Here is a 22,184-nt window from a genome sequence, read left to right on the forward strand (position 1 = left end):
AGACTAACGTATAGGTGTTATTGCGAAGCAAAATAGCGTAAAACACTAGTTGGCCTAGCGTCTCGAATTAATACAATAGCTTTGTCTTAATCGGGCAAAGCAACAAGCAAAATTAGTAAATATAGGAATAACCACCATGAGCAACATTCCAGCAGAATTAAAATATGCTTCTTCACACGAGTGGGTTCGCAAAGAAGCTGACGGTAGCTACACAGTAGGTATCACAGAGCACGCACAAGAACTACTAGGTGACATGGTTTTCGTTGAGCTACCAGAAGTAGGCGACACTGTATCAGCTGGCGAAGACTGCGCAGTAGCTGAGTCTGTAAAAGCGGCTTCAGACATTTACGCACCAATCTCAGGTGAAGTTGTTGCCATCAACGAAGCATTAGAAGATTCACCAGAGCTAGTAAACAGCGACGCTTTCGGTGACGGTTGGTTCTTCCGCGTAATGCCTTCTGACGAAGCTGAAGTAGAGTCTCTACTAGATGCTGACGGTTACCAAGAAGTAATCGACGAAGAATAATCGTCGCAGACGATAAATGAAGCTCCCTCGGGAGCTTCTTTGTTTTTCCTCAAGCGCAATGATTGCGCATCAACTGTGTAAAGCAGTCAGAGGATAAACAGATTAATACTAATTGGATTAATACAAAGCCTGCCGCCAAGAGTAGGGTATTAATCAAGCCTTAATGCGTTAAGCGTTTAAGGATTAGGTAACAAAACCGCTAATAAATGGTCGTTACCGCGCCAATCAGCGTACTATACCAATTAGGATAAATGAGTGATCAGATATTACGCAGGAAAAATCGCTTAGAACAAGGCGCAAATTGAAGCTAGCTAGTTGTTCTACCTACAAAATTTGCAACGAAGTTATAAGTGATTTTAACCAGTAAGAATGAGCACATTCTTATGCTAATTGGTATTTGCTATCGAACAATAAGATAAGCACTACGCCTTAGGCATTCTCGTTAATTGAGTGCTACAAATCACACAACATAGATTCCGGCTCTGTGCCCTACAGCAACATCACCGGACGATTGGGAACACGATTTATCATGACTAAGCAAACACTGACACAATTAGAGCAGCATGAGTTATTTTTGACTCGTCATATTGGCCCTGACGAACAACAGCAGCAAGACATGCTTAACTTTGTTGGCGCTGAATCGCTTGAAGATTTAACCGCGCAAACTGTGCCGGGTGCCATTCGCCTAAAAGAAGAATTGGCCGTTGGTAATGCCTGTGGCGAAGCTGAAGGTACTGCTTACATCCGTGGTTTAGCTGACAAAAACAAAGTATTTAAAAGCTACATCGGTATGGGTTACTACGGTACTGAAGTGCCGAACGTGATCAAGCGTAACGTGTTTGAAAATCCAGGTTGGTACACAGCGTACACGCCTTACCAGCCAGAGATTGCTCAAGGTCGTCTTGAAGCGATTCTTAACTTCCAGCAAATGTCGATGGACCTAACTGGTCTTGACCTAGCATCAGCTTCACTACTTGATGAAGCAACTGCAGCTGCTGAAGCCATGGCGCTAGCTAAGCGTGTATCTAAAGCGAAAAAAGCTAACATCTTCTTTGTTGCTGATGATGTGTTCCCACAAACATTAGACGTAGTGAAAACCCGTGCAGAATGTTTTGGTTTTGAAGTGGTTGTAGGCCCAGCAAGCGAAGCGGCTAACTACGAGCTATTTGGCGCATTGTTCCAATACACTAACCGCCACGGTCAAATTACTGATTACACAGAGCTATTTGCGGCGCTTAAAGAAAAGAAAGCCATCGTAACTGTAGCAACTGACATCATGTCGCTAGTGCTACTGAAATCACCAGGTGAAATGGGCGCAGATGTGGTATTCGGTAGTGCACAACGCTTTGGTGTTCCTATGGGCTATGGTGGTCCACACGCTGCATTCTTTGTTGCACGTGACGCGCACAAGCGCTCTATGCCTGGCCGTATTATCGGTGTATCTAAAGATACTCGCGGTAACAGCGCACTGCGTATGGCAATGCAAACTCGTGAGCAGCACATCCGCCGCGAAAAAGCTAACTCAAATATTTGTACTGCGCAGATCTTGCTAGCTAACATGGCTTCATTCTACGCAGTATTCCACGGCGCAGTGGGCCTTAAAACCATTGCTAGCCGCATTAACCGTCTAACTGACATTCTTGCGACAGGCCTTAAAGCCAAAGGCGTTGAGCTAGTGAACAACACTTGGTTCGACACTATTTCTTTCAAAGGTCTAGACGTTGAAGCTGTTAAAGCGCGCGCAGTCGCTGCTGAGCTTAACCTACGTTATGACGAAGACGGCATTGTCGGTGTGAGCCTTGATGAAACTACACTTCGCTCTGACATTTCTGAGCTATTTGATGTGATTTTAGGTGAAGGCCACAGCCTAGACGTTGAAGCGATTGATGCTGACGTACTAGCAGGTAAGGTTGAATCTATTCCAGCTGATCTTATCCGTAAAGATGCCATCTTGACGCACCCAACTTTCAATCGCTACCAAAGCGAAACTGAAATGATGCGTTACATCAAGCGTCTAGAAAACAAAGATTTAGCACTTAACCACTCAATGATCTCATTAGGTTCGTGCACCATGAAGCTAAACGCTGCGGTTGAAATGAACCCAGTAAGCTGGCCAGAATTTGCTAACATGCACCCATTCTGCCCGCTAGATCAAGCTGAAGGTTACACTCAGCTAATCAATGAGTTATCTGACTACCTTGTGAACATCACAGGTTACGATGCAGTATGTATCCAGCCTAACTCTGGCGCGCAAGGTGAGTACGCTGGTCTGCTAGCGATTCAAAAATACCACGAGTCTCGCGGTGAAGCGCACCGTGACATCTGCCTAATTCCACAATCTGCACACGGTACTAACCCAGCATCGGCGCAGCTTGCAGGCATGAAGGTTGTGGTTACTGCTTGTGACAAGCAAGGTAACGTTGACTTAGAAGACTTAAAAGCGAAAGCGGCTGAGCTTGCTGACAACCTATCGTGCATCATGATCACGTACCCATCGACTCACGGTGTGTATGAAGAGTCAATCCGCGAAGTATGCGACATCGTGCATCAGCACGGCGGTCAGGTATACCTAGATGGCGCGAACATGAACGCACAGGTTGGTCTAACATCACCAGGCTTTATCGGCGCAGACGTATCGCACTTAAACCTACATAAAACCTTTGCTATCCCACACGGTGGTGGCGGTCCAGGTATGGGCCCAATCGGTATTAAAAAACACCTTGCGCCATTCGTAGCGGGTCATACTGTGATTAAGCCAGGCCGCGAAAGCGACAACAATGGTGCAGTATCAGCCGCGCCATACGGCAGCGCAAGCATCTTACCAATCAGCTGGATGTACATTAAGCTACTAGGCAACCAAGGCCTGAAAAAGTCGACTCAGATGGCGCTATTAAACGCTAACTATGTGACTAAGAAGCTTTCAGCTCACTACCCAGTGCTATTTACTGGCCGTAATGACCGCGTAGCGCACGAATGTATTATCGACCTACGCCCAATCAAAGAGTCATCAGGCGTAACTGAGATGGACATTGCTAAGCGTCTAAACGACTACGGCTTCCACGCGCCAACCATGAGCTTCCCAGTTGCGGGTACGTTAATGGTTGAACCAACTGAGTCTGAGTCTAAGGTTGAGCTAGACCGCTTTATCGAAGCAATGATCGCCATTCGCGGCGAGATTGCCAAAGTAGAAGCAGGCGAGTGGCCAGCGGACAACAACCCACTATGCAATGCACCTCACACCATGGCAGACATTATGGACAGCGAGTTCGACTCACGCCCATACAGCCGTGAAGAAGCCGTTTTCCCATGCGATGCAGTTAAGGCTAACAAGTTCTGGCCAACGGTGAATCGTATTGATGATGTTTATGGTGACAGAAACTTGATGTGCTCGTGCGTTCCACTTAGCGACTACGAATAATTGCTGCTTAGTCTCGCTATTACTGCGTTGAACCTTGGCTCCAGTGCTCATTGACAACAGTCAACTCCGCGCTAGAGCCTTCGGTTCGCCTTGTACTAGCTTCGCCAGCGACGCAATTATGGTGATAGATGGTCAAAAGTCATTCCCGCAAGGCTTTTTAACGGGAATCAGAGTGTTAAAAAAGCGACCTAGGGTCGCTTTTTGTTGTCTTACAATCGGCAGTAACGCTATTAGGTATAGCTACCCAAAAGTCATTCCCGCAACGTTTTTTAGCGGGAATCTTGGGGTAAAAAAAGCGACCTAGGGTCGCTTTTTTGTTGTCTTACTGTGGTAGTAAAGCTATTTGGTATAGCTACCCAAAAGTCATTCCCGCAATGTTTTTGAGCGGGAATCTGGTGATAGAAAAAGTGAACCGATTAGTTCGCTGTTTGTTGGTCATATTATTGTGTATCCATAGTTAACTAATCATTTAAACCTGTCTTTTAGGTAAGTATTTATCTGGTAATGATTTAGCACTTTTTATAGCAGTTTTTTTAGTTTTGTTAATGTGCTTTGCAGTACACAATTTAATTAGGTTTCCTAATTTGTGTATATTGGCTGGAGATGTGTAGCTATAAGTGTATTCAGCTTTCAAACCATTGATTGCGTCTAACAGATAAAAAGAGTTTTTGTCTAGTGAGATGATGTAGTTTTCAAGTGTCTGCTCCCAACCTTTAGGACGCTTAGCTATCATCATTAGATTAAGTAAGTGACGTTTGTAATGGTCATTTTCTTTGAGTATTCTATTGTTTATGAGCGTTCCCATTTTTTTGGTTACAAGCTTATCAACATACCAACTTATCATGTTGTTAGGTAGACAAGTGATAATTTCATTGAGCTTTTCTTCTGGCTTATGACTGAACTCGCTGGTTAGATAAAAGTGTGCCCCCTCCACTTTCGCATGATTTCTACTTGCTAATACAGGGGAAAGTGCGACCAGTACATTTGTAACTTGCCTAATTCCTTGTAAGATCACTGCAAGAAGTTCGTGTTTTTTGTTTGTATCGATGAAGTCACTGTTCCTTAAAGCTAATGAAGCGGCTTTAATACATTGCATTAATCTCAAGAGAGAATACTCTTCAAGAATGTAATTTAGATTTTGGGCTAATGGGCGTTCTGGATTATACTTTCTGTCTGCATAGTCATCTTTTACTTCGTCTGGTAGGTTTGAGGCTGATATTCCATTTGTGATTTCTTCTTCAATTATTTCTAAATGTTGATTAGTTGGAAGCCACTTAGCGTACTGATATATGTCAAACCCTTCTGGTAAACCACATTTCTCATTAACTATACGTTCTACTGAGCTTAAGTCGTTCGTTATCTGAACAATAGCATCGTTTCTTCTACGGTCTATTCCTGTATAAAATTCGATTACTTCTGGGTAGTGAACATAATTCATATCCTTAAGTATGTGGCTGCAAAAATCCTCATTATGTAGCATTCTATGTGCTGCAAAATAATATACCCAGTATGTAAACTTGAAGCAGAATTGTTCATGTCTACTTACGATTATATTGTTTTTATAAAGTATGTCGAAGATTACATTTACGTCTAGGTCTATCTCGTTTGTCTTGCAGAATGAGTTAATTTCTTCAATAAATTGATTTCTAGTGAAGTAAATTTTTTTTGACTTTATGATGTTTTCGCAAAAAAATCCCAATGTGAATTCAGTATCCTTTAGATCGGGCCTTGTTTTATAGTTTGGGATGTCATCTATGTTAAATAGCAAATGAAGAACTCGACTGATCATTTCTGCTCTGTTTACCGGGCTGTCATCGAAATCCCTTTCAGATATTTTTAATATTGTTAAGCAGTTTTGGGGAGTTCTAGGGATGTTTAAAGCTTCGAGATCTGACACTACTTTATTTAGGACTCTTGACTCATCATCAATAATGTCTATTGCATTGTAGTTTGTTACTAAAGTTCTTACCCTTTTCGGTCTAATGCCCATAAATAGAGTTCGTGGAATTTTCTTGGAAGTGCGATTTTTTCTGAAATTAATGGGTTATCATCCATAGAGTACATTAATATAATCGGTTTGCTCTCAAATAAATAGTGAATTTCCTCCAGTAACCTGCTTCCATTGGTGATTGATGTTGAAAATTCATCAAGTATTATGCACTCAATATCTTCCATAGCTATAGAAAGATCAGATAGTTTCCTGTTTATATACTTTATTATTTCTTTTTTATGTGGCTTTAACTTCGTGGCGTCAAGATATAACCAAAATGAAGAGCCGTCACAGTCATTCCATGCTTCTTTTATCAAATAGTGTGAAAGTGTCGTTGCGCCATATTGCTGTCTAGAGTTTATTACTAATGAGCAGGGATTTCTTATTATTGATTCTAGTTCAACTTTTTCACTCTTCCTTGATTCCGATTCATCCTTTCTATTTATGTTAGGAGTTACCCAAGAGTTCTTTTGTGTTGAGAAAGATGATAGGGCGTTATTGAAGTTTTTTTCTAGCTCTTTAGATATTATTGCTTTTTCAACCTGGTTTAGATTTGATTTTAGCCTTGATTTTTTAGAGTCTATTGCTTCGTTTATTGTGATGTTAACTAGGTCTTTTATATGTTTCGAGCTAATGGCGTAGTTTTCAGATTTTTGTTTGATGGATACGACGCCGACGACATTATCGGTTACTTCACAGATTACTGGTGAACCACTATAACCCTCCCCGATGCTTTCTTTTGGATATAATTTTATATAGCTGTTGTCACTTATTGTGATGTCTCTCTTTATCTCTATGTTATGTATGGTTTCTTTCTTTTCATTGCCGATTATTTTTGAGTACCCTGTTACTTTTACCTTTCCGTTTCCAGGTGCAGCTAATTTTAGAGGTTCCAGTTTTAATCCTTCTGTATATAGTACTGCTAAGTCTCTTTCTTCGCATTTATTTATTAAGCTTGATAAGATATTGTTTGTTTTTATTCCACTGTGATCACCTAGTGCATGATTGCATGTGACTATATATGAACCATTTTTATCTGATTTTATAACAAAGCCTGTACCTAAGGTGTTTCCACTTTTGTTTGTTACTTTTACTATTGAACTATTCACCTTGTTCCGACTCCCTTAATGTCATTTCAATTTGGATGTGAGCTTCAGATGAACATTTTGCAACAACAAATCCGCTCTCCATCGATAGCTTTACACCCAATGAGACTTTAGTTTCCGCAATGCTTACAGATTTATTAAGTTCTTTATACGTGTTTGATATAGGGGTTATAACTTTTGAAAGTAGTGCTTGAATATCATCTATTCGTGCTTGAACTTTACTGCCAGATGATATCAATCTGGCATCATCTTCTGGAATAAACACTTCTAATTCGAGACCATCTTCCAGTTCTACAACTTTATTCATATTTGTTCTCTTGTTGTCGTTGATAAACACCTTTGTGCTACCTGATAAACAATCGCTTTAACCTCTTGTGGACTTAGTAGCTTTCCACCTTGTTGATTCGAAGTCATCGTTGGTAGCGTTTTGGCGAGTTGTTTGTGATTTAAAATAGGGAAAGGTGGTCTGCTTTTATTGGTGATGTACCAGCCAGGAAACACAAGCACTGGTGTAGCAGTAACAGGGTTCCCTGTTGCCTTAGTTAACCATTGGCTTACCCATTTAGCTTGTCTTTGTGCTTGCTCAATAGGCTTGGATTCAGTCCACGATGGAAACGCTAAGCGGCCATCTTGAAAACTCATTTGGTAGTTCTTGCCGTTATTCTTATTGTCTTTATGTCGTTTGTAACGGCCTTTAGTTTCAATGGCGAACACGCCATTTGTTCCTACGGCTAGATGATCGATGTTGAAACCATCGGCCTGTATATCGTGAAATACTTGATAACCCTTAGCTTGTAGTGCAATTAGCTCGTTAGCTGTGGCAACTTCAGCGGTATGTCCTAGGCGCAGTTTGGTGAGTTTGCCAAATGTTTTAGTGATTTTTACTGCAGTTGCTATAAGTCCTATGATGGCAACGAAAGCAAATAACCAAGGGAATTCTCCAACTGTGAGGTAGGCGGTGACACTTTTAAAGGCAAAGGGTAGGCTGACTGCCATTAAGCCCATTAGCATAGCAGCGAGTAAGTCCATTTGTAGGTCTTGGATTTGCTGTTGAAGCCCCAACGCGGGTAGGCGTTGAAGCTTTTCTCTATCTATAGGGAGTTGAACTGTCGCGTCTCTGCGTTTTAGTAAAATGTACATGATGCCAAGAGTGACCAGCATGCTTGAAAGTACGATCGCTACAGCAAGCAATTGAATGAAGATCTCTTTCATTAACTTGAATAATTCCTTTTACAATTCAATATGCTAAATCTTAGCGTTTAGCATACGATTAAACTCAAATCCGTTTTGTTTGTGCGCTCACAATTTAGTCTAAAAACTGGTTTAGAATCAAGCTACATAAGTAAATTTTTGCTCCAGTTAATTACCACAACTCAAAAATTTGGGTCAGAGTAAGATGTTAAATCTTAATCTGTTTATTCGTCTTAAAGTGCTTTTGTAATCAGCTTTATTTGATTTTGGGCTTGAATGGCTTGAGTAAGAGAGCTACATCCTTGAAAGAAACCATGCCAGCATGACCCCAATGTGGGCTAATGCTGGCTATGGATTGAATGGTGTTTAGTTCAAACCTACAACTCGTAGTGGTTTAATGGAATTTGAGATACTTGATCTAATCGCCATGCACCTTTTTCGTATACAAAAGTGACTGAGTGTAGGGCGTCACTAAAGTGATATTTAGTCTCTGAGTCAGGTAGTAACCCTTTATAGCCACGCTGAATATTTTCGTAGCCTTTGGTGATATCCATTAGTGCGAAAGATGCTGGCATGTACATGAGTTGGCTCAATGGTTTATCTATGGATCTTTTGTCACTACTGGTGGCTTCTTGTTTGAACTTTTCACTAAATAATGCCGGAAAGGTTTGTTCGTTGTCGAAGGATAGATATGCCGACATTGTCCAATTAGCTAGCACTAGCTCAAAGGGTTGTTTGGCGCTATTTAGTCGTGGGAATGGGGTGTGGTTGTCATTAGCTAAATAATCCTGATACTGCTTGTCAGCTTTGTCGCGGCTGTGCTCAATCGCTTTTGCTACCTTGGTGGCAACTTCCGAGCCATCGCTTTGAAGCTTTGCGATCAACTCATTAATTATAGCTGTCTGTTCTTGCCAGTTGCGTTTACCTGTTTTAGTCAATTTATCAAACGCTTGTTTGTTGGCTTTACCGAAGGCTTTGAGCTGCTTTTTGTCAATTGCTGCTCGTTTAACCGACGTGCTGAACTCGTTTAAGAACAATCTTATTTGGTAGTCGTCTTTGTCGATAAGTTTATAGCTTGAGCCTGAATAAGGGCCAGGTGAATCTACAGGGTTCTTTTCAACATCAATACTCTGAACACTAGCTGTTTTGTTAACGATAGCTGTTAGAGCCTCAGCCTGTTTAGTGTTTAGTTTGACAATGGCATCCCAGTCATCTTTTCGAATCTTGGCACGTTCTTTAGGGTATTTTTCTGCCGCTATTGCGAGATCTTCAGATGCTAGCACTTGTTGATAAAGGTAGTAGTTGCAGTGCGAGTCACAAGCATTTACCGCCATGCTTGAAAGAGGGTTAAGTTCGACCTCGGTAGTTTGTACAAAAACGCCGGCACTATAAATCCCTTTTGGAATGGCGCCTTGCTTATAGCTTAGTGAGACTCGGTTATTGGAGGTAAACTTGCCCGGGACGGCCAAGTCTTGCTTGCTCAAACAGACAGAAAATTCACGCTGAGTGATTGGAATATCTTTGTTATAAGCGCGCAGTAACATGTTTTCTACAGGATACTCTTGAGGTACAGAGCCCGTCACTTTTACATCGCAACTGTCGTTGGCATGGCTTGAAAAACTGAGTAGGCAATAAGGTAGCGCAACCAGCGCGATAGTTGGCTTTAAAAATCCGTTTAGCATGTACTTTCCTTTTTTCCGTTTTCTTTTTAATTGCTTGATTAACTTGAAGTTAGTTAATGAGTAGCTAAAGTAATCTAAATCATTACGAGAGTAAAACCTATTTCTGATGCAGCTTTACCTTTCAGCACAAAGTGAAATGAAATCTCTAAACCCAACAAATTGGGTCAGAGTAAGATGTTAAATGCTAATCTGTTTGTTCGTCTGAAAATGATTTTATAATCTGATTTATGACATATGGGTCAGAGTTAGATTTGTATCTGAACTGATCCCTAGTTCTGCGCTTTGGGCTGCGAAACCGCTACATGCTTTATCTTACAAACAGCTATCAGTCACTCTTCAATATCAATTATCAAAAGTTACATTTGCGTTATCGACAAATGATACCTTGTAACATATGATGCAATTCGCTTTATATTTGAAACCTCTAATGAATTTGAAAAGCTGAATCGTTTTATCAATCACTTTTAGCTAGGGGTTTGTGGCATTAGTTTGCCCAACTTTAGAAACATAAATAAGAACACAAGATCTAGGCCTCACTTAAATCAATTGATAAGGAAGAGACATGTCCATTCATCGACGATTTTCAGTACTTGCCTGCGCAAGTGCAGTTTCAATCGCAATTTTGGCAACAGGTTGTAGCAATCAACAAGAACAAGAATCAAAAGTGGCTAAACAAGCTGAACCGTCTGCAGCGAACGCAACAGTTGGCGCTGAAGCTGCACAAATAGCTACGCAAGCTTCGCTTAAGGATGGTAGTAATCCATTTTTCAACACTTGGGACACGCCTTACGGTGTACCGCCGTTTGACGATATTAAAACTGAGCATTTCTTGCCTGCGTTCAAGCAGTCAATGGAAACGCATTTACAAGAAGTCGATGCCATTGCCAACAATGAGCAAGCGGCGACATTTGATAACACCATTAAGCCTTTAGAGCTGGCTGGCGCTGATTTAACTCGCGTTGCTATGGTGTTCTTTAACCTTACAGGTACAGAGTCAAACGCTGACATGCAAGCATTGCAACGTGAAATTTCACCTATGCTAAGCCGTCATAGCACGACCATTCAAATGAATGAAAACCTGTTCAAGCGCATTAAAACTGTTTACCAAACACGTGAGCAAAGTAATCTTAATGCTGAGCAGCTTCGCTTAGTTGAGCGCATGTATAACGACGCTGTTCGTTCTGGTGCAAACCTTGAAGGTGAAGCGAGAGAACGTTTTGCAGCCATTAATGAGCAAATCTCAAGCTTGACCACAAGCTTTGGTCAAAACACGCTTAATGACAGCCGTGGATTTAAGCTAGTGCTGGAAGAAACTGACCTAGACGGTATGTCGCAGTCAATGATTGAAGCGGCATCTGCAACGGCAGAAGCGCAAGGCCTGAAAGGTAAGTATGTTATTACGCTGCAGCGTTCAAGTGTTGAGCCCTTCTTACAGTTCTCTAACCGCAGAGATTTGCGTGAGAAAGCCTTTAAAGGTTGGGCATTACGTGGTGACAACGACAACGAGTTCGACAACAAGAAAAACGTTGAGCAAATCGTCAAACTTCGTGCTGAGCGCGCACAGTTGCTAGGTTATAAGCACCATTCAGACTACGTATTATCAAACACCATGGCAGCGTCGCCAGAAGCAGCGATGGATTTGCTTTTGAAAGTTTGGGACCCAGCTGTTAAACAAGCTAAAAAAGAGCGTGAATGGATTTTAGAGCAAATGGCGGCAGAAGGGGCAAAACACGAATTTGCTGCTTGGGACTGGCGTTACTACGCAGAAAAAGTACGTAAAGCCCGCTTTGACTTAGATCAAGGTGAGATCACCCAGTACTTCGAGTTAAATAACATGCTCGAAGCTAAGTTTTATGTTGCTGAACAACTGTTTGGTTTAACGTTTGCTGAGCGCACCGACATTCCTGTTTATAACCCTAGCGTTCGCGTGTGGGAAGTAAGAGACGCAAGCAAAAACGTTATTGGCTTATTCTTTGGTGATTACTACGCTCGCTCTACTAAGCGTTCAGGTGCTTGGATGAGTGCGTTTAGAACTCAGCAAAAACTAGCGGGTAACGTTAAGCCGCTTATCATCAATAATATGAATCTGAACAAGCCAGCTGAAGGCGAGCCAACCTTAATGAGCTTCTCGGATGCCACTACTTTGTTCCATGAATTCGGACATGCGCTGCATGGCTTGTTGTCTGACGTAACTTACCCAACGCTTGCTGGTACTAGTGTGTCACGCGACTGGGTTGAGTTCCCGGCGCAGCTATATGAACACTTTATTGCCCAGCCGCAAATGCTTAAAAAGTTTGCTTTGCACTATAAAACGAACGAGCCACTGCCAGATGCGCTTATTGAGCGTATGAAAAAGGCCAGCACCTTTAATCAAGGTTTTGCAACGGTTGAGTTTACTGCATCAGCACTTGTTGATATGGCGTATCACAAAATGACCAAAGTAGATTCGATAGATGTACGTGCTTTTGAAGACAAGACATTAGGCGATTACGGTAAACCTGAAGAAATTATCATGCGTCACCGTAGTCCTCACTTTGGTCACATCTTTGCTGGCGGCTATTCATCAGCTTACTATGCGTACATGTGGTCTGAAATCTTAGACTCAGATGGCTTCAATGCGTTTGTTGAAGCGGGTGATATCTTCGATAAACAAACTGCTGATAAGCTATATAAATACGTATTTAGTACAGGCGATACGCTTAATTACGATGAAGCATATAAGAGCTTCCGTGGTCGCGCACCAACCACAGATGCACTGCTAGAAAATCGTGGTTTTAAGCAGTAACCACAGTTAATAGCAATATCGTTCAAAAGTGCCGCTTCAGTGAAGCGGCATTTTTTTGTAGCATCGGGGCAAAGTGTAACATTTGGGTCAGTAACATTTGGGTCAGAGTAAGATGTTAAACCCTAATCTGTTTGTTGGGTGTAAAGTGAATTTTTAATCGATTAGAAGATGGTAGTCTTTTTGCTTGTGTGCACTTTTTAACATCTGGGTCAGAGTAAAATTTGCATTAAAGCAGCTTCTTAGTTCGGCGCTTTTCTGTAAAGCACTGAATCAAAGCACTGAATCAAAGCTACTAAAGAATACTTTTAGGCACGACTCGCCTTAACTTCACTTTCATTCGCTTTAGCCTGCCGACTTCGCTGTCAGGGTTCGAGTCAGGTGTTATCCGCCAGGCATTTTCTGGAAGCATTTCAGCTAGCATACCGCGTTTTACCTCGCTGGCGATTTGTGTTGATGGGATGATGACTAAGCTCTCGGTGTTAAGGTGAGTGCTTCTTGGGTCGAGGTTGAATGTGCCGATGACTGCGGTGTGATTATCAATCACCATGGTTTTGGCGTGTAAACCAAATATCGGCATTTCAGGCAGTTGTTTTTGCATGACTTCTGACATTACTTTTTGCCTGATCTGCGCATCTGGTTTGAACTCATAAAGCTCGATGCCAGTTTCTAGTATTTCTTCCCTGTCTCTTTGATAGCCGCTAAATGCCTCAAGGTTGTCGTTGGAGGCTAAGCTGTTGGTGAGGACCTTCACTTTCACGCCGCTATCAACCAGTGACTTTAATAAGGCTCTGGTTGTTTTGGTGGTTACTAAATAGGGCGTTTGTATTGTTAGTGATGTTTTGGCTGATTTTGCTAGCTCAATCAGTTTATCAGTGGTTTTACCGCCGCCACCTAAGAAGTCATCTTCGGTATTTTTACCTGGTATGTCGGCAATGTATTCAACATCATTTAACCAGTGGAGCTGGCCGCTTTGTTGGATTTCAGCAAATACCTTAGGGAGATCATTGATCATCTGCCTGACTTTTGGGACAAAGTTGTCGGGGTTACAGGCGTAGTTGTGTAAATCGCTGTAGTCGTCGGTGAATTTAGTGGATGTTTCAACGAGCTTTTCGATAGGTACGCTCAACGCGCTTTGCCAGTAATCGTTAAATGACGTTTGAATGTCATCGGTTGCGCCACCTAAAACTAGCACGTCTCTGTCTCTAAAATTGTAGGTATGGTCATAGCCAAAATATTCATCAGCCACGTTTCGCCCACCTGTAATCGATACCTGACCGTCAACCGTGAAGGTTTTATTGTGCATGCGCTGATTTACGCCGTGAAAGTCGGTCACCACGTTATAAAGCTTCTGCGCGATATTCTTACCAATGTTGATATTGGGGTTGTAGATTTTGACCTCAAGGTTTTTATGGGCTGAGAGCTTCAATAGTTGCTCAGCTGTGGCGTTAACCAAAATATCATCAACCAGAATACGTACTTTTATGCCTCTGTTGGCTGCCCTCACTAGGTAATCAACTGCAATTAGGCCGATATTGTCAGCTGAAAAAATAAAGTACTGAATATCAATGGTTTTCTGTGCTTGCTGGCTTAACCAAGCTCTGGTGAGCATGGCTTCGGTGCCTTGTTCGAGAACATAGACGCCCGTGCTTGATGTCATTTTATCGGTGAAGGGAGCGAGATATTGATTCAAATTGCCTTGCTCTGTTGCAGGGATTTGCTTGCAATGATCTTTGCTATAAATCGGTAAATACTGCTCATTGGCCGAACATGAAGAGATAAGCATCAAGCTAATTAATGCCGATGCAATTTTTACCAGTATCTGATGCGAACGTTCCAAGTTGTTTCACTCATGTTGGGCTACCTGCCGTTAGAGTACGTTATTCCTTAATGATTTTTAAGCTGAAGCAAGCAACTTTTAACATTTGGGTCAGAGTAAGGTATTGCTATAGAGGGCATACTTCGAAGTCAAAGCTCTGATGAAATCCAATGTCACTGTGAAATAGTATCGTTTAGAAACCCTTTAAGGTTTAGTTAAACGGCAATTGATACATTAGCAGCGTTGACTCAATTTCTCCTATTTCGGAGTAGCCCACGTTACTACAATGAAAAATACGCCTTTTGACACCTTGAACTTGAATCTTATTAAAGTTTTTCTGTCTCTATATGAAAGCCTTAATACGTATCGCACTGCCAAGCAGCTGAACCTTAGTCAGCCTGCTATTAGTCGTCATTTGCAGAAACTTAGATACGCATTTAATGACCCACTTTTCGTTAAGGTTCACAAGGGATTGAAGCCAACTAATAAAGCGCATTTTTTGGCGGAAAAGCTACCTGAAATTTGGCGTGATCTTGAAGAGGTGATTAATCATGAAGAAGAGTTTCAGATTGAGAAGCTTTCTGGTCAGTTAAACATTGCATTGCATCCGCTATATATTGATTTACTCAGTGACAAGCTATTTATCGAGCTAAAGCAGCGTGCCTCCAATGTGCAATTGGTGATATCTGTGTGGAGCAATGACACCGAAGCACAGCTACTGGAGGGTAAGCTGGATTTTGGCATTACCATTGACCCATTGGATATGTCAAAAGAGGTGAGTCAACGTAGGCTGCCTAAGTTGTACGCTAAGCTATACCTTAATAACCAGCATCCGCTAATTGATGAGCAAATTAACCAACATACGTTTTCAAAATATGCGTTGGCAATTCTGCATGTGCGGGGTTGGAACGAACACATAACCTATACAGAGCGCTATTTGTCTCGATTTGGAGTTACGCCTAAAATTGAATACCGTAGCCCTCATCCTAGTTCAATTCTTAACGTTGTGTCCCAAACACAGTTATTGCATCCCATCGTTGCAAATTACTACGACTTATCCTCAGAACAAGTCAGCAAAAAGTTCATATATATAGAGGACTCTCCATTGATGTTAGATAGTGCATTTTGTTATCACTATCGTCATCGAAATTCACCTATACATCAGTGGTTTTATGAGACTATCGAAGATATGTTGCAGCATGAATACCGACGCGATCACGTTCAGCTAGAATCAGTAGCTCCTTGTTTTGACGCGAGAGCTGAAACAATACTGTAGCGCAAGCTTATAACGCCTGCTGAATATAATGCACAAAGGCTCTTTCTGAGGGGAGGAGCTGTCGATGCTTCAAATATACAATACTAAATGAAGCTTGAATTTCAGGCATATCACTAACAGGTAAGGTGGTTAGCTCGCCCTGTTTCATGTCCTTTTCGACCGAAATATCAGGTGCTAAAGCAATCAAATCACAATCTGATAAAGAATCTTTAATGGCTTGAAATTGTTCAAATTTAATTAAGCCAGCAAACCCTTGCCTACTTTTCCTAAACAGATCGTCGAACTGTTCGGTTATGCCTTTAGGCATCGCACTTGGTATAGCAAGTGGAAATGACTTCAAATCATTCAGTGAAACCGTTGAGCATTTTGCGAGAGGATGTGAATGTCTTACGCAAAAGATGACTTTAAATGGTGGTAATTGGATTATTTCGAGCTCACTTTTTTTATCGAGCTCAGTTGCCTTAGTTTCTGCTATGAATAAACCGATCTCAGCTTTATAAAGTTGTCGATATAAGCTGTGCCACTGACCTACTTTTAAATCTACGCTGACTTTGGGGTATGCGTGAATAAACTGCCCCATAACCGGACCAACAATACTATTAAGTGGAATTGCGCTGGCGCCAATACTTAAATCTCCATTACCTAATTCTTGTATCGCTTGAATTTCTGCCTTCATAAACTCGACATCCCGGACAATTCGGGTGCCATGAGAAACCACTATTTCTCCCATTGGCGTTAATGTAACGGAACGTGAGGAGCGATCTAGTAATTTTACGCCTAATAATTCCTCCATTTTCTGAATGCTACGAGAAAGTGATGGTTGTGCAAGATTTAATTGCATTGCTGCTTGATGGAAATGTTTTGACTGTGCTACCGCCAAAAAATGTTTTAAATGTCGCAACTCCATCGAATCCTCTCAATAAATATGCAAAAGATATATATAGCTATTACCGATTGATAACAATTACGACAAGATACGCAAAAATATAATTTAATCAATAGTTGGCTTGTTAAATTGGTTTTCTAACGATTGCTTATGTTGGTTTTTATTTTATTCACGGATGCTTCTGCAGGTTTTTCCTTGGTTAAGTTGTTGTTTTTTATTGTGTTGTGCGTAATGCTTTATGTTTCAATATGTATCATTTTTGAAATTATTAATCGATTACAAAAATTAATTGTTGTGATTACAAAAATAAATTAATTAAAGTTTTTGTCTTTTTTTATTGATTACAAAATAGCATCAATAATAGACAGATTATGCATTGGAGTTTTTTGTTGCGAGATTGTAATAATGGTTAAGGGAGAATATCTTCCTGTACCCATAATAATAAATTAGGAATCATCCATGAAACTAAAGAAGCTCACATTAATGACATTAGCAGCAATGTATGCTGCTGGTGCCGGCAATGTCGCAGCGAGTAATCATGCTACGACAAATGATGCCAAAGTGAATTTACAGTCTGTTGATATAATGGAACTATATCGCGTTCAACAAGAGTTAAAATCGCATCAAGTTGATGAAAATTTTAAACCTCTTCGTCGCTCGAATATGACAAACATTCAGTTTGCTCCCAAAAAAACAGAAGACAAAATAAAGATAGAACCCAATTTAACCGGCACTCATACCTATATTATTCGTCTGCACGGTAACTCTGTTGCGACTTATGGCGGTGGGTTACCCGGCTTACCAGCAACCAAAGCAACAACCAATGGTAAGCGCGGTAAACTGTTTACTGCAGGAAAAGCAAACGGTGCACTATCGAGCGCCATCAATGCGTACACCAACCACTTACTCAATAACCAAAATAGTGTTATTCAAAAAGCGGGCATCCAAGCCAAGCAGCAATTTACATTAGCCGCTAATGCAATTACCGCTGAATTAACTCAGTATGAGGCCGCACAAATTGCAGCCATGTCTGAAGTTGCTTATGTTCAACGCTCAAAAGTGTACCAATTACACACTGATATTGGCCCTGAGCATGTGGGTGCGATGGGTGTTTGGGATGGCACTAAAACCAGTGATGGTGGTGCTTATCAAGGTGAAGGGATGGTTGTGGGGATCATTGATACTGGTGTGAACACAGATCACCCTTCTTTTGCCGCCACTGATGCCGATGGATATACCCACACTAACCCATTAGGCAGCGGCAACTATCTAGGCGACTGTGCGTTAGAAGAGTTCGCTAATCGTTGTAATGACAAGCTAATTGGTGTGTACACCCATAAAGATGTTACCGCTGAGTTTGTTGATGAATGGGGTAATCCATTAGCGCCAAAATTTGGTGAAGATTTCCAAGGTCATGGTAGCCACGTAGCCGGCACGGTTGCTGGTAACGTACTCTATGACGTTGACGTTGTAGGTTCTGAGCTTGGTGGTGGTACAGGCCACCCAGTTGGTGTGAAAATGCCGCGTATTTCAGGTGTAGCACCTCGCGCAAATATCATTTCATATCAAGTGTGTATGGTCAGTGGTGGTTGCTCTGGCGACGCCATGTTATTTGCCATTGAACAAGCAATTAAAGATGGTGTTGATGTGATCAACATGTCTATTGGTGGCGCAGAAAGCTTCCCTTGGGATGATGCATTTGAAATGGCATTCCTTTCAGCACGTGAAGCCGGTGTAGCCGTTGCATTATCAGCAGGTAACTCAGGTGAAGCCTTTGGTACTGACTCACTGTATACCGTCGATCACACCTCGCCTTGGGTACTGAATGTTGCTGCAACCACCCATGCTCGCAGTATCAAAATTGCTGACAAAGCACTGGATAATTTCTCTGGTGGTGACGCCGCATTAATGCCGAGCCGATTAGATGGCGCAGGTATTTCTGACGCATTCACTGGTCAATTTGTATTAGCAGCTGATTACGGTGATGCTCGCTGTAATAGTCCTTTCCCGGCTGGTACATTCTCATCCGATCACATTGTTGTTTGTGAACGTGGCGATATTGCTCGTGTAGAAAAAGCAGTCAATGCTGCAGCAGGTGGCGCTGGTGCATTTGTACTGTATAACACTTGGGATGAAGGTGATGCGATAGTGAATGATACCTACGCGATTCCAGGTATCCATATCACAGCCACACAATGGTACGGTAACTGGCAAACCATGGGGTTACAACCTTGGTTAGCATCGGGTACAGGCCATCAAGGCACAGTAACGGCGTCAAATGTCACCCGCGAGATTAACCCAGATGATGCAGATTGGCTTGCCAACTTCTCATCACGTGGGCCATCAATCACAGTCGATGAGATTTTCTCACCGGGTATCGCTGCACCGGGTGTGGATATTTTTGCGCCTTGGAATGATGAAAACCCACTCAACCCACAAGCGGATACCCGTAATTACAATGCAATTAGTGGTACCTCAATGGCGAGCCCGCATATTGCCGGTATCATGGCGTTAGTACGTCAAGCCAATCCAGATTGGACTGCTTCAGAAGTGCAATCAGCACTGCAAATGACCGCTGACAACCAAGCAATTAAAACCACACACCCACTTGATGGCAAAGTGGAAGTTGCCGGTCCTTACCGTGCTGGTCACGGTTTGGCTAATGCAGAACGTGCCATCAATGCAGGTTTAATTATGGATGAGTCGGCTGATAACTTCCGCCGTGCAAACCCTAATAATGGTGGTCAAGTTCGTGAGCTGAACCTGCCTCAATTAATTAATAAAGATTGTGGCTTAAGCTGTAGTTGGATTAGAACTGTCACTGCGACTAAAGACGGTACTTGGAACGTCAATACTAACTTTAGTGATCGTAGTCCGCTGTTCTGGGATTTTACCCTCGACCCAACAGCTAAAGTGACGGTAACACCATCAACATTCACCCTAAAAGCCGGTGAAAGCATTGATTTAACGGTCACCAGCTTCTTCAAAGAATCTGACATGGCTTGGTATGAGGGGACAGTGCAAACGACTGCAGGCCATATTGAGCTTGTAGCAGAAGATGCCAATATTCCATCGTCACACTGGCCATTCCTCGCCACTTACACAGGTAAAACCCTACCAAGTACCATCAATATCACAGCACACGATGATCAGTCGCGTCATGTGATTGCCGATGTGCCTTTTGGGGCGCCAGCATCAAGTTTAAGTGGCGTTGTATATCAAGCTGTTGAAGCGCAAGCTAAGATGATTGAATTACCTCGCCGCCAGTTTACAGACATCATCATTGATGATGAATTTTACTGGAACTTAGATTTACCTCATATTCATACCACTGAGGTCACTGTACCTGAAAACACTGCAGTCTTCCGTGCAGAATTACTGGGCCGAGTCAGTTCAGAACAAGATAGTCCGTACAACCAGTATCTTGATACCAGTATCTATATTTTTAGAGATTACAATCAAGATGGTCGTTTACACCAATCAGAAGCCATTTGTGGCTCTATGAACGGTCAAACCACCAAAGGGGAGTTCTGTGCTTTAGAAAACCCTGATGCGGGTGACTACACTATTTTAGTGATGAATGCCTATCCAATGCCGCCATACGACAATATCGACACCATTGAAATGGCGCATGTGATTATTCCTAAACAGGAATCAACTGACATTACACTGCAATTTGATGATAGCGCTGAGCGTAACTCTGATCTGACGATTGATTGGAATATGCCGATGGAGCAAGGCAAGCGTTACTACTCTGCTGCAGCCATTACTGCAGGTGACAATGCAGAAGGCTCACTTGCATTAGTACCATTACAAATCACTCGTGGCGTAGACAGCGTATCAATCGATAGCTCTCAAGATGCTGCTCGTGTAGGTGACATCATTAATGTCGATGTAGTCATCCAGCCTAACCTTTCTGGTAGTGATCGCAATGTTGAATTGACGGCAATGCTTTCAGACGGCTTACGTTTAGTGCCTGACTCTATCAAAGAAATGGAAGGATTAACCATTACAGATAGTGGTTTCTCATTACTGACATCTCAAATCAACACTGCTGATATGGCAACGAACTACAAGATCACCACGAGTCTTGAAGACGCCATGTGTCGTACACCGCTGGATATTGACTATCCTGATGGCGAGCCAGTCAACGGTGGCTACTTGAACCTGTCACGCTTTGGCATGGATGTCTCTTGGGGTAGCTTCTATGAGGTCAACGAGTGGGGCTGGGGTAACTGGGTCCATGATATTGAAATCCCAGTTGCTGCAGGTGAAACCACAGTATTTGATAATGCAGACTATTTCACCACTGACAAGCTTATTTTAAGTTCGAAAGGTTGGTTACAACTGGATTACTTGCAGTACAACCCATGGGACTTTGTGCCGATGAGCATGTACTTAGAGCTGCCAAATACAGAGTACTCTACGCCACCTGATTTTATCATTGCACCTTTCTGGGGCGGTAAAGATGCCGTTGGCGATTTCTTTGGAAATCAAAAATGGAACTTAGCCATGTACGAGCCAAACTGGCAGTTATCAGAGTCTAAAGGTGTCACACTGGCCTATGCTGATGACTACACCATTATTGAATGGAACAAAGCAGGTACCCATGATCAGAGCTGGGATGAAAACTGGAATGAGTCAATTACCCCTCGCGGAGATAGTTATGACTTCCAAGTATTCTTGAAAGCCAATACCGATCACAAACCGGGTCAGTACGAGCTAATCATGGCTTATGACAACATTGATTTTGCGGGTGAGCCTGGTGAAGGTTCTATTGGTGTGCGTGGCTACCATGGCCCTCGAGGTACTTATGGTCCATTACGCGGTCACACTGGTGTGAGCTATGCCTTCAATGACTTAACAGACAAACTGCAAGATGACTTAATTGTGTGTTATGACATTACCGGCCCAAGCGAAAGTATGATTGTGGTCAGTATGCAGGCTGAAGTGACCGACTCAGCATTAGGTATTGACCAAAGCGTGACACTGACAGGTGAAGTGGAAGGCATTAGCAATGCTAATCAGACGCAAACAATCACAGTTGCATCTAATATTGTTATGGCTGAGATTGCTGATCATGTCATGGAGGAGAACACGACATTGACTGGTATTAGCGTTAGCTATGCTGACAACGATGGCGGTTTATCAGGCAACACCATTACTGTGACCGGTGATAATATCTCTGCAGTAGTGCATGGACATACTTCAGGCTCTACATTTGATATCACACCAGATGCTGACTTCCATGGTGAAACAATGGTAACGGTGACGGTTGCAGATAACATTTATTCTAATGATGCTGCACGAACCACATTTATGTTAACGGTGAACTCGGATGGCGTTGAGCCAGCACCGGAATCGCCTGAGACACCGGAATCGCCAGCACCAGAATCTGATTCAGGTGGTCAGTTAGGTTTCGTTGGTTTGATATTGTTGTGGTTAGCTGTCGGCATGCGCCGTAAGCATAGCTAACTATTATTTGCTCTAATTATGAGTAATAGATAG

12 protein-coding genes and 1 pseudogene are annotated in these 22,184 nt (G+C 42.2%); 6 read left to right on the forward strand and 7 right to left on the reverse strand.

What is annotated here, in order from left to right:
* Positions 1-136: 136 nt before the first annotated feature.
* Positions 137-526, forward strand: a complete 390-nt coding sequence (gcvH, locus tag EXU30_RS14535; RefSeq protein ID WP_130601219.1) for a glycine cleavage system protein GcvH — start codon at positions 137-139, stop codon at positions 524-526.
* A 529-nt stretch (positions 527-1,055) separates the two neighbouring features.
* On the forward strand, positions 1,056-3,944 hold the full coding sequence (gene gcvP, locus EXU30_RS14540; protein ID WP_130601221.1) for an aminomethyl-transferring glycine dehydrogenase: 2,889 nt from the start codon (positions 1,056-1,058) through the stop codon (positions 3,942-3,944).
* Between the two features lie 469 nt (positions 3,945-4,413).
* On the opposite strand, the gene EXU30_RS14545 is transcribed toward gcvP, so the two are convergent.
* From EXU30_RS14545 to EXU30_RS14565, 5 genes are all read right to left on the reverse strand, one after another.
* Positions 4,414-5,934, reverse strand: a complete 1,521-nt coding sequence (locus EXU30_RS14545; RefSeq protein WP_130601223.1) for an STAND family AAA ATPase — start codon at positions 5,932-5,934, stop codon at positions 4,414-4,416.
* Positions 5,910-7,043: a S1 family peptidase gene (locus tag EXU30_RS14550; RefSeq protein ID WP_130601225.1), complete on the reverse strand. Its 1,134-nt coding sequence runs from the start codon at positions 7,041-7,043 to the stop codon at positions 5,910-5,912. The genes EXU30_RS14545 and EXU30_RS14550 overlap by 25 nt, the downstream gene beginning before the upstream one ends.
* Positions 7,036-7,347 carry a CU044_2847 family protein gene (locus tag EXU30_RS14555; RefSeq protein ID WP_130601227.1) on the reverse strand — a complete coding sequence of 104 codons (312 nt, stop codon included), beginning with the start codon at positions 7,345-7,347 and terminating at the stop codon, positions 7,036-7,038. Before EXU30_RS14555 ends, EXU30_RS14550 begins: the two co-directional genes overlap by 8 nt.
* Entirely contained in the window at positions 7,344-8,252 is a 909-nt protein-coding gene (locus EXU30_RS14560; RefSeq protein ID WP_130601229.1) for a nuclease-related domain-containing protein, read from the reverse strand. Before EXU30_RS14560 ends, EXU30_RS14555 begins: the two co-directional genes overlap by 4 nt.
* 356 nt (positions 8,253-8,608) lie before the next feature.
* Positions 8,609-9,913, reverse strand: a complete 1,305-nt coding sequence (locus EXU30_RS14565; RefSeq protein ID WP_130601231.1) for a hypothetical protein — start codon at positions 9,911-9,913, stop codon at positions 8,609-8,611.
* 562 nt (positions 9,914-10,475) lie between these two features.
* Here EXU30_RS14565 and EXU30_RS14570 point away from each other — a divergent pair.
* Positions 10,476-12,698, forward strand: a complete 2,223-nt coding sequence (locus EXU30_RS14570; protein WP_130601233.1) for a M3 family metallopeptidase — start codon at positions 10,476-10,478, stop codon at positions 12,696-12,698.
* A gap of 292 nt (positions 12,699-12,990) precedes the next feature.
* Here the strand turns inward: EXU30_RS14570 and EXU30_RS14575 are convergent, their stop codons facing one another.
* On the reverse strand, positions 12,991-14,535 hold the full coding sequence (locus tag EXU30_RS14575; RefSeq protein WP_242620221.1) for a phospholipase D-like domain-containing protein: 1,545 nt from the start codon (positions 14,533-14,535) through the stop codon (positions 12,991-12,993).
* Positions 14,536-14,800: 265 nt separating this feature from the next.
* Here EXU30_RS14575 and EXU30_RS20920 point away from each other — a divergent pair.
* Positions 14,801-14,947, forward strand: a pseudogene (locus EXU30_RS20920) (LysR family transcriptional regulator); the annotation flags it as partial.
* 39 nt (positions 14,948-14,986) lie between these two features.
* On the forward strand, positions 14,987-15,790 hold the full coding sequence (locus EXU30_RS14580; protein ID WP_242620222.1) for a LysR substrate-binding domain-containing protein: 804 nt from the start codon (positions 14,987-14,989) through the stop codon (positions 15,788-15,790).
* 7 nt (positions 15,791-15,797) lie between these two features.
* On the opposite strand, the gene EXU30_RS14585 is transcribed toward EXU30_RS14580, so the two are convergent.
* Positions 15,798-16,697 carry a LysR family transcriptional regulator gene (locus EXU30_RS14585; protein WP_130601237.1) on the reverse strand — a complete coding sequence of 300 codons (900 nt, stop codon included), beginning with the start codon at positions 16,695-16,697 and terminating at the stop codon, positions 15,798-15,800.
* A 438-nt stretch (positions 16,698-17,135) separates the two neighbouring features.
* Here EXU30_RS14585 and EXU30_RS14590 point away from each other — a divergent pair, with 438 nt between their 5' ends.
* Positions 17,136-22,151, forward strand: coding sequence for a S8 family serine peptidase (locus tag EXU30_RS14590; RefSeq protein WP_130601239.1), 5,016 nt, complete (start codon positions 17,136-17,138; stop codon positions 22,149-22,151).
* Positions 22,152-22,184 lie beyond the last annotated feature (33 nt).

It is taken from the genome of Shewanella maritima, from assembly GCF_004295345.1.
GTDB classification, from domain to species: Bacteria; Pseudomonadota; Gammaproteobacteria; order Enterobacterales; family Shewanellaceae; genus Shewanella; species Shewanella maritima.

Coding starts and splice junctions, on each gene's coding strand:
- gcvH (WP_130601219.1), top strand. CDS start 137: ATGAGCAACATTCCAGCAGAATTAAAATATGCTTCTTCACACGAGTGG.
- gcvP (WP_130601221.1), top strand. CDS start 1,056: ATGACTAAGCAAACACTGACACAATTAGAGCAGCATGAGTTATTTTTG.
- EXU30_RS14545 (WP_130601223.1), bottom strand. CDS start 5,934: ATGGGCATTAGACCGAAAAGGGTAAGAACTTTAGTAACAAACTACAAT.
- EXU30_RS14555 (WP_130601227.1), bottom strand. CDS start 7,347: ATGAATAAAGTTGTAGAACTGGAAGATGGTCTCGAATTAGAAGTGTTT.
- EXU30_RS14560 (WP_130601229.1), bottom strand. CDS start 8,252: ATGAAAGAGATCTTCATTCAATTGCTTGCTGTAGCGATCGTACTTTCA.
- EXU30_RS14565 (WP_130601231.1), bottom strand. CDS start 9,913: ATGCTAAACGGATTTTTAAAGCCAACTATCGCGCTGGTTGCGCTACCT.
- EXU30_RS14570 (WP_130601233.1), top strand. CDS start 10,476: ATGTCCATTCATCGACGATTTTCAGTACTTGCCTGCGCAAGTGCAGTT.
- EXU30_RS14585 (WP_130601237.1), bottom strand. CDS start 16,697: ATGGAGTTGCGACATTTAAAACATTTTTTGGCGGTAGCACAGTCAAAA.
- EXU30_RS14590 (WP_130601239.1), top strand. CDS start 17,136: ATGAAACTAAAGAAGCTCACATTAATGACATTAGCAGCAATGTATGCT.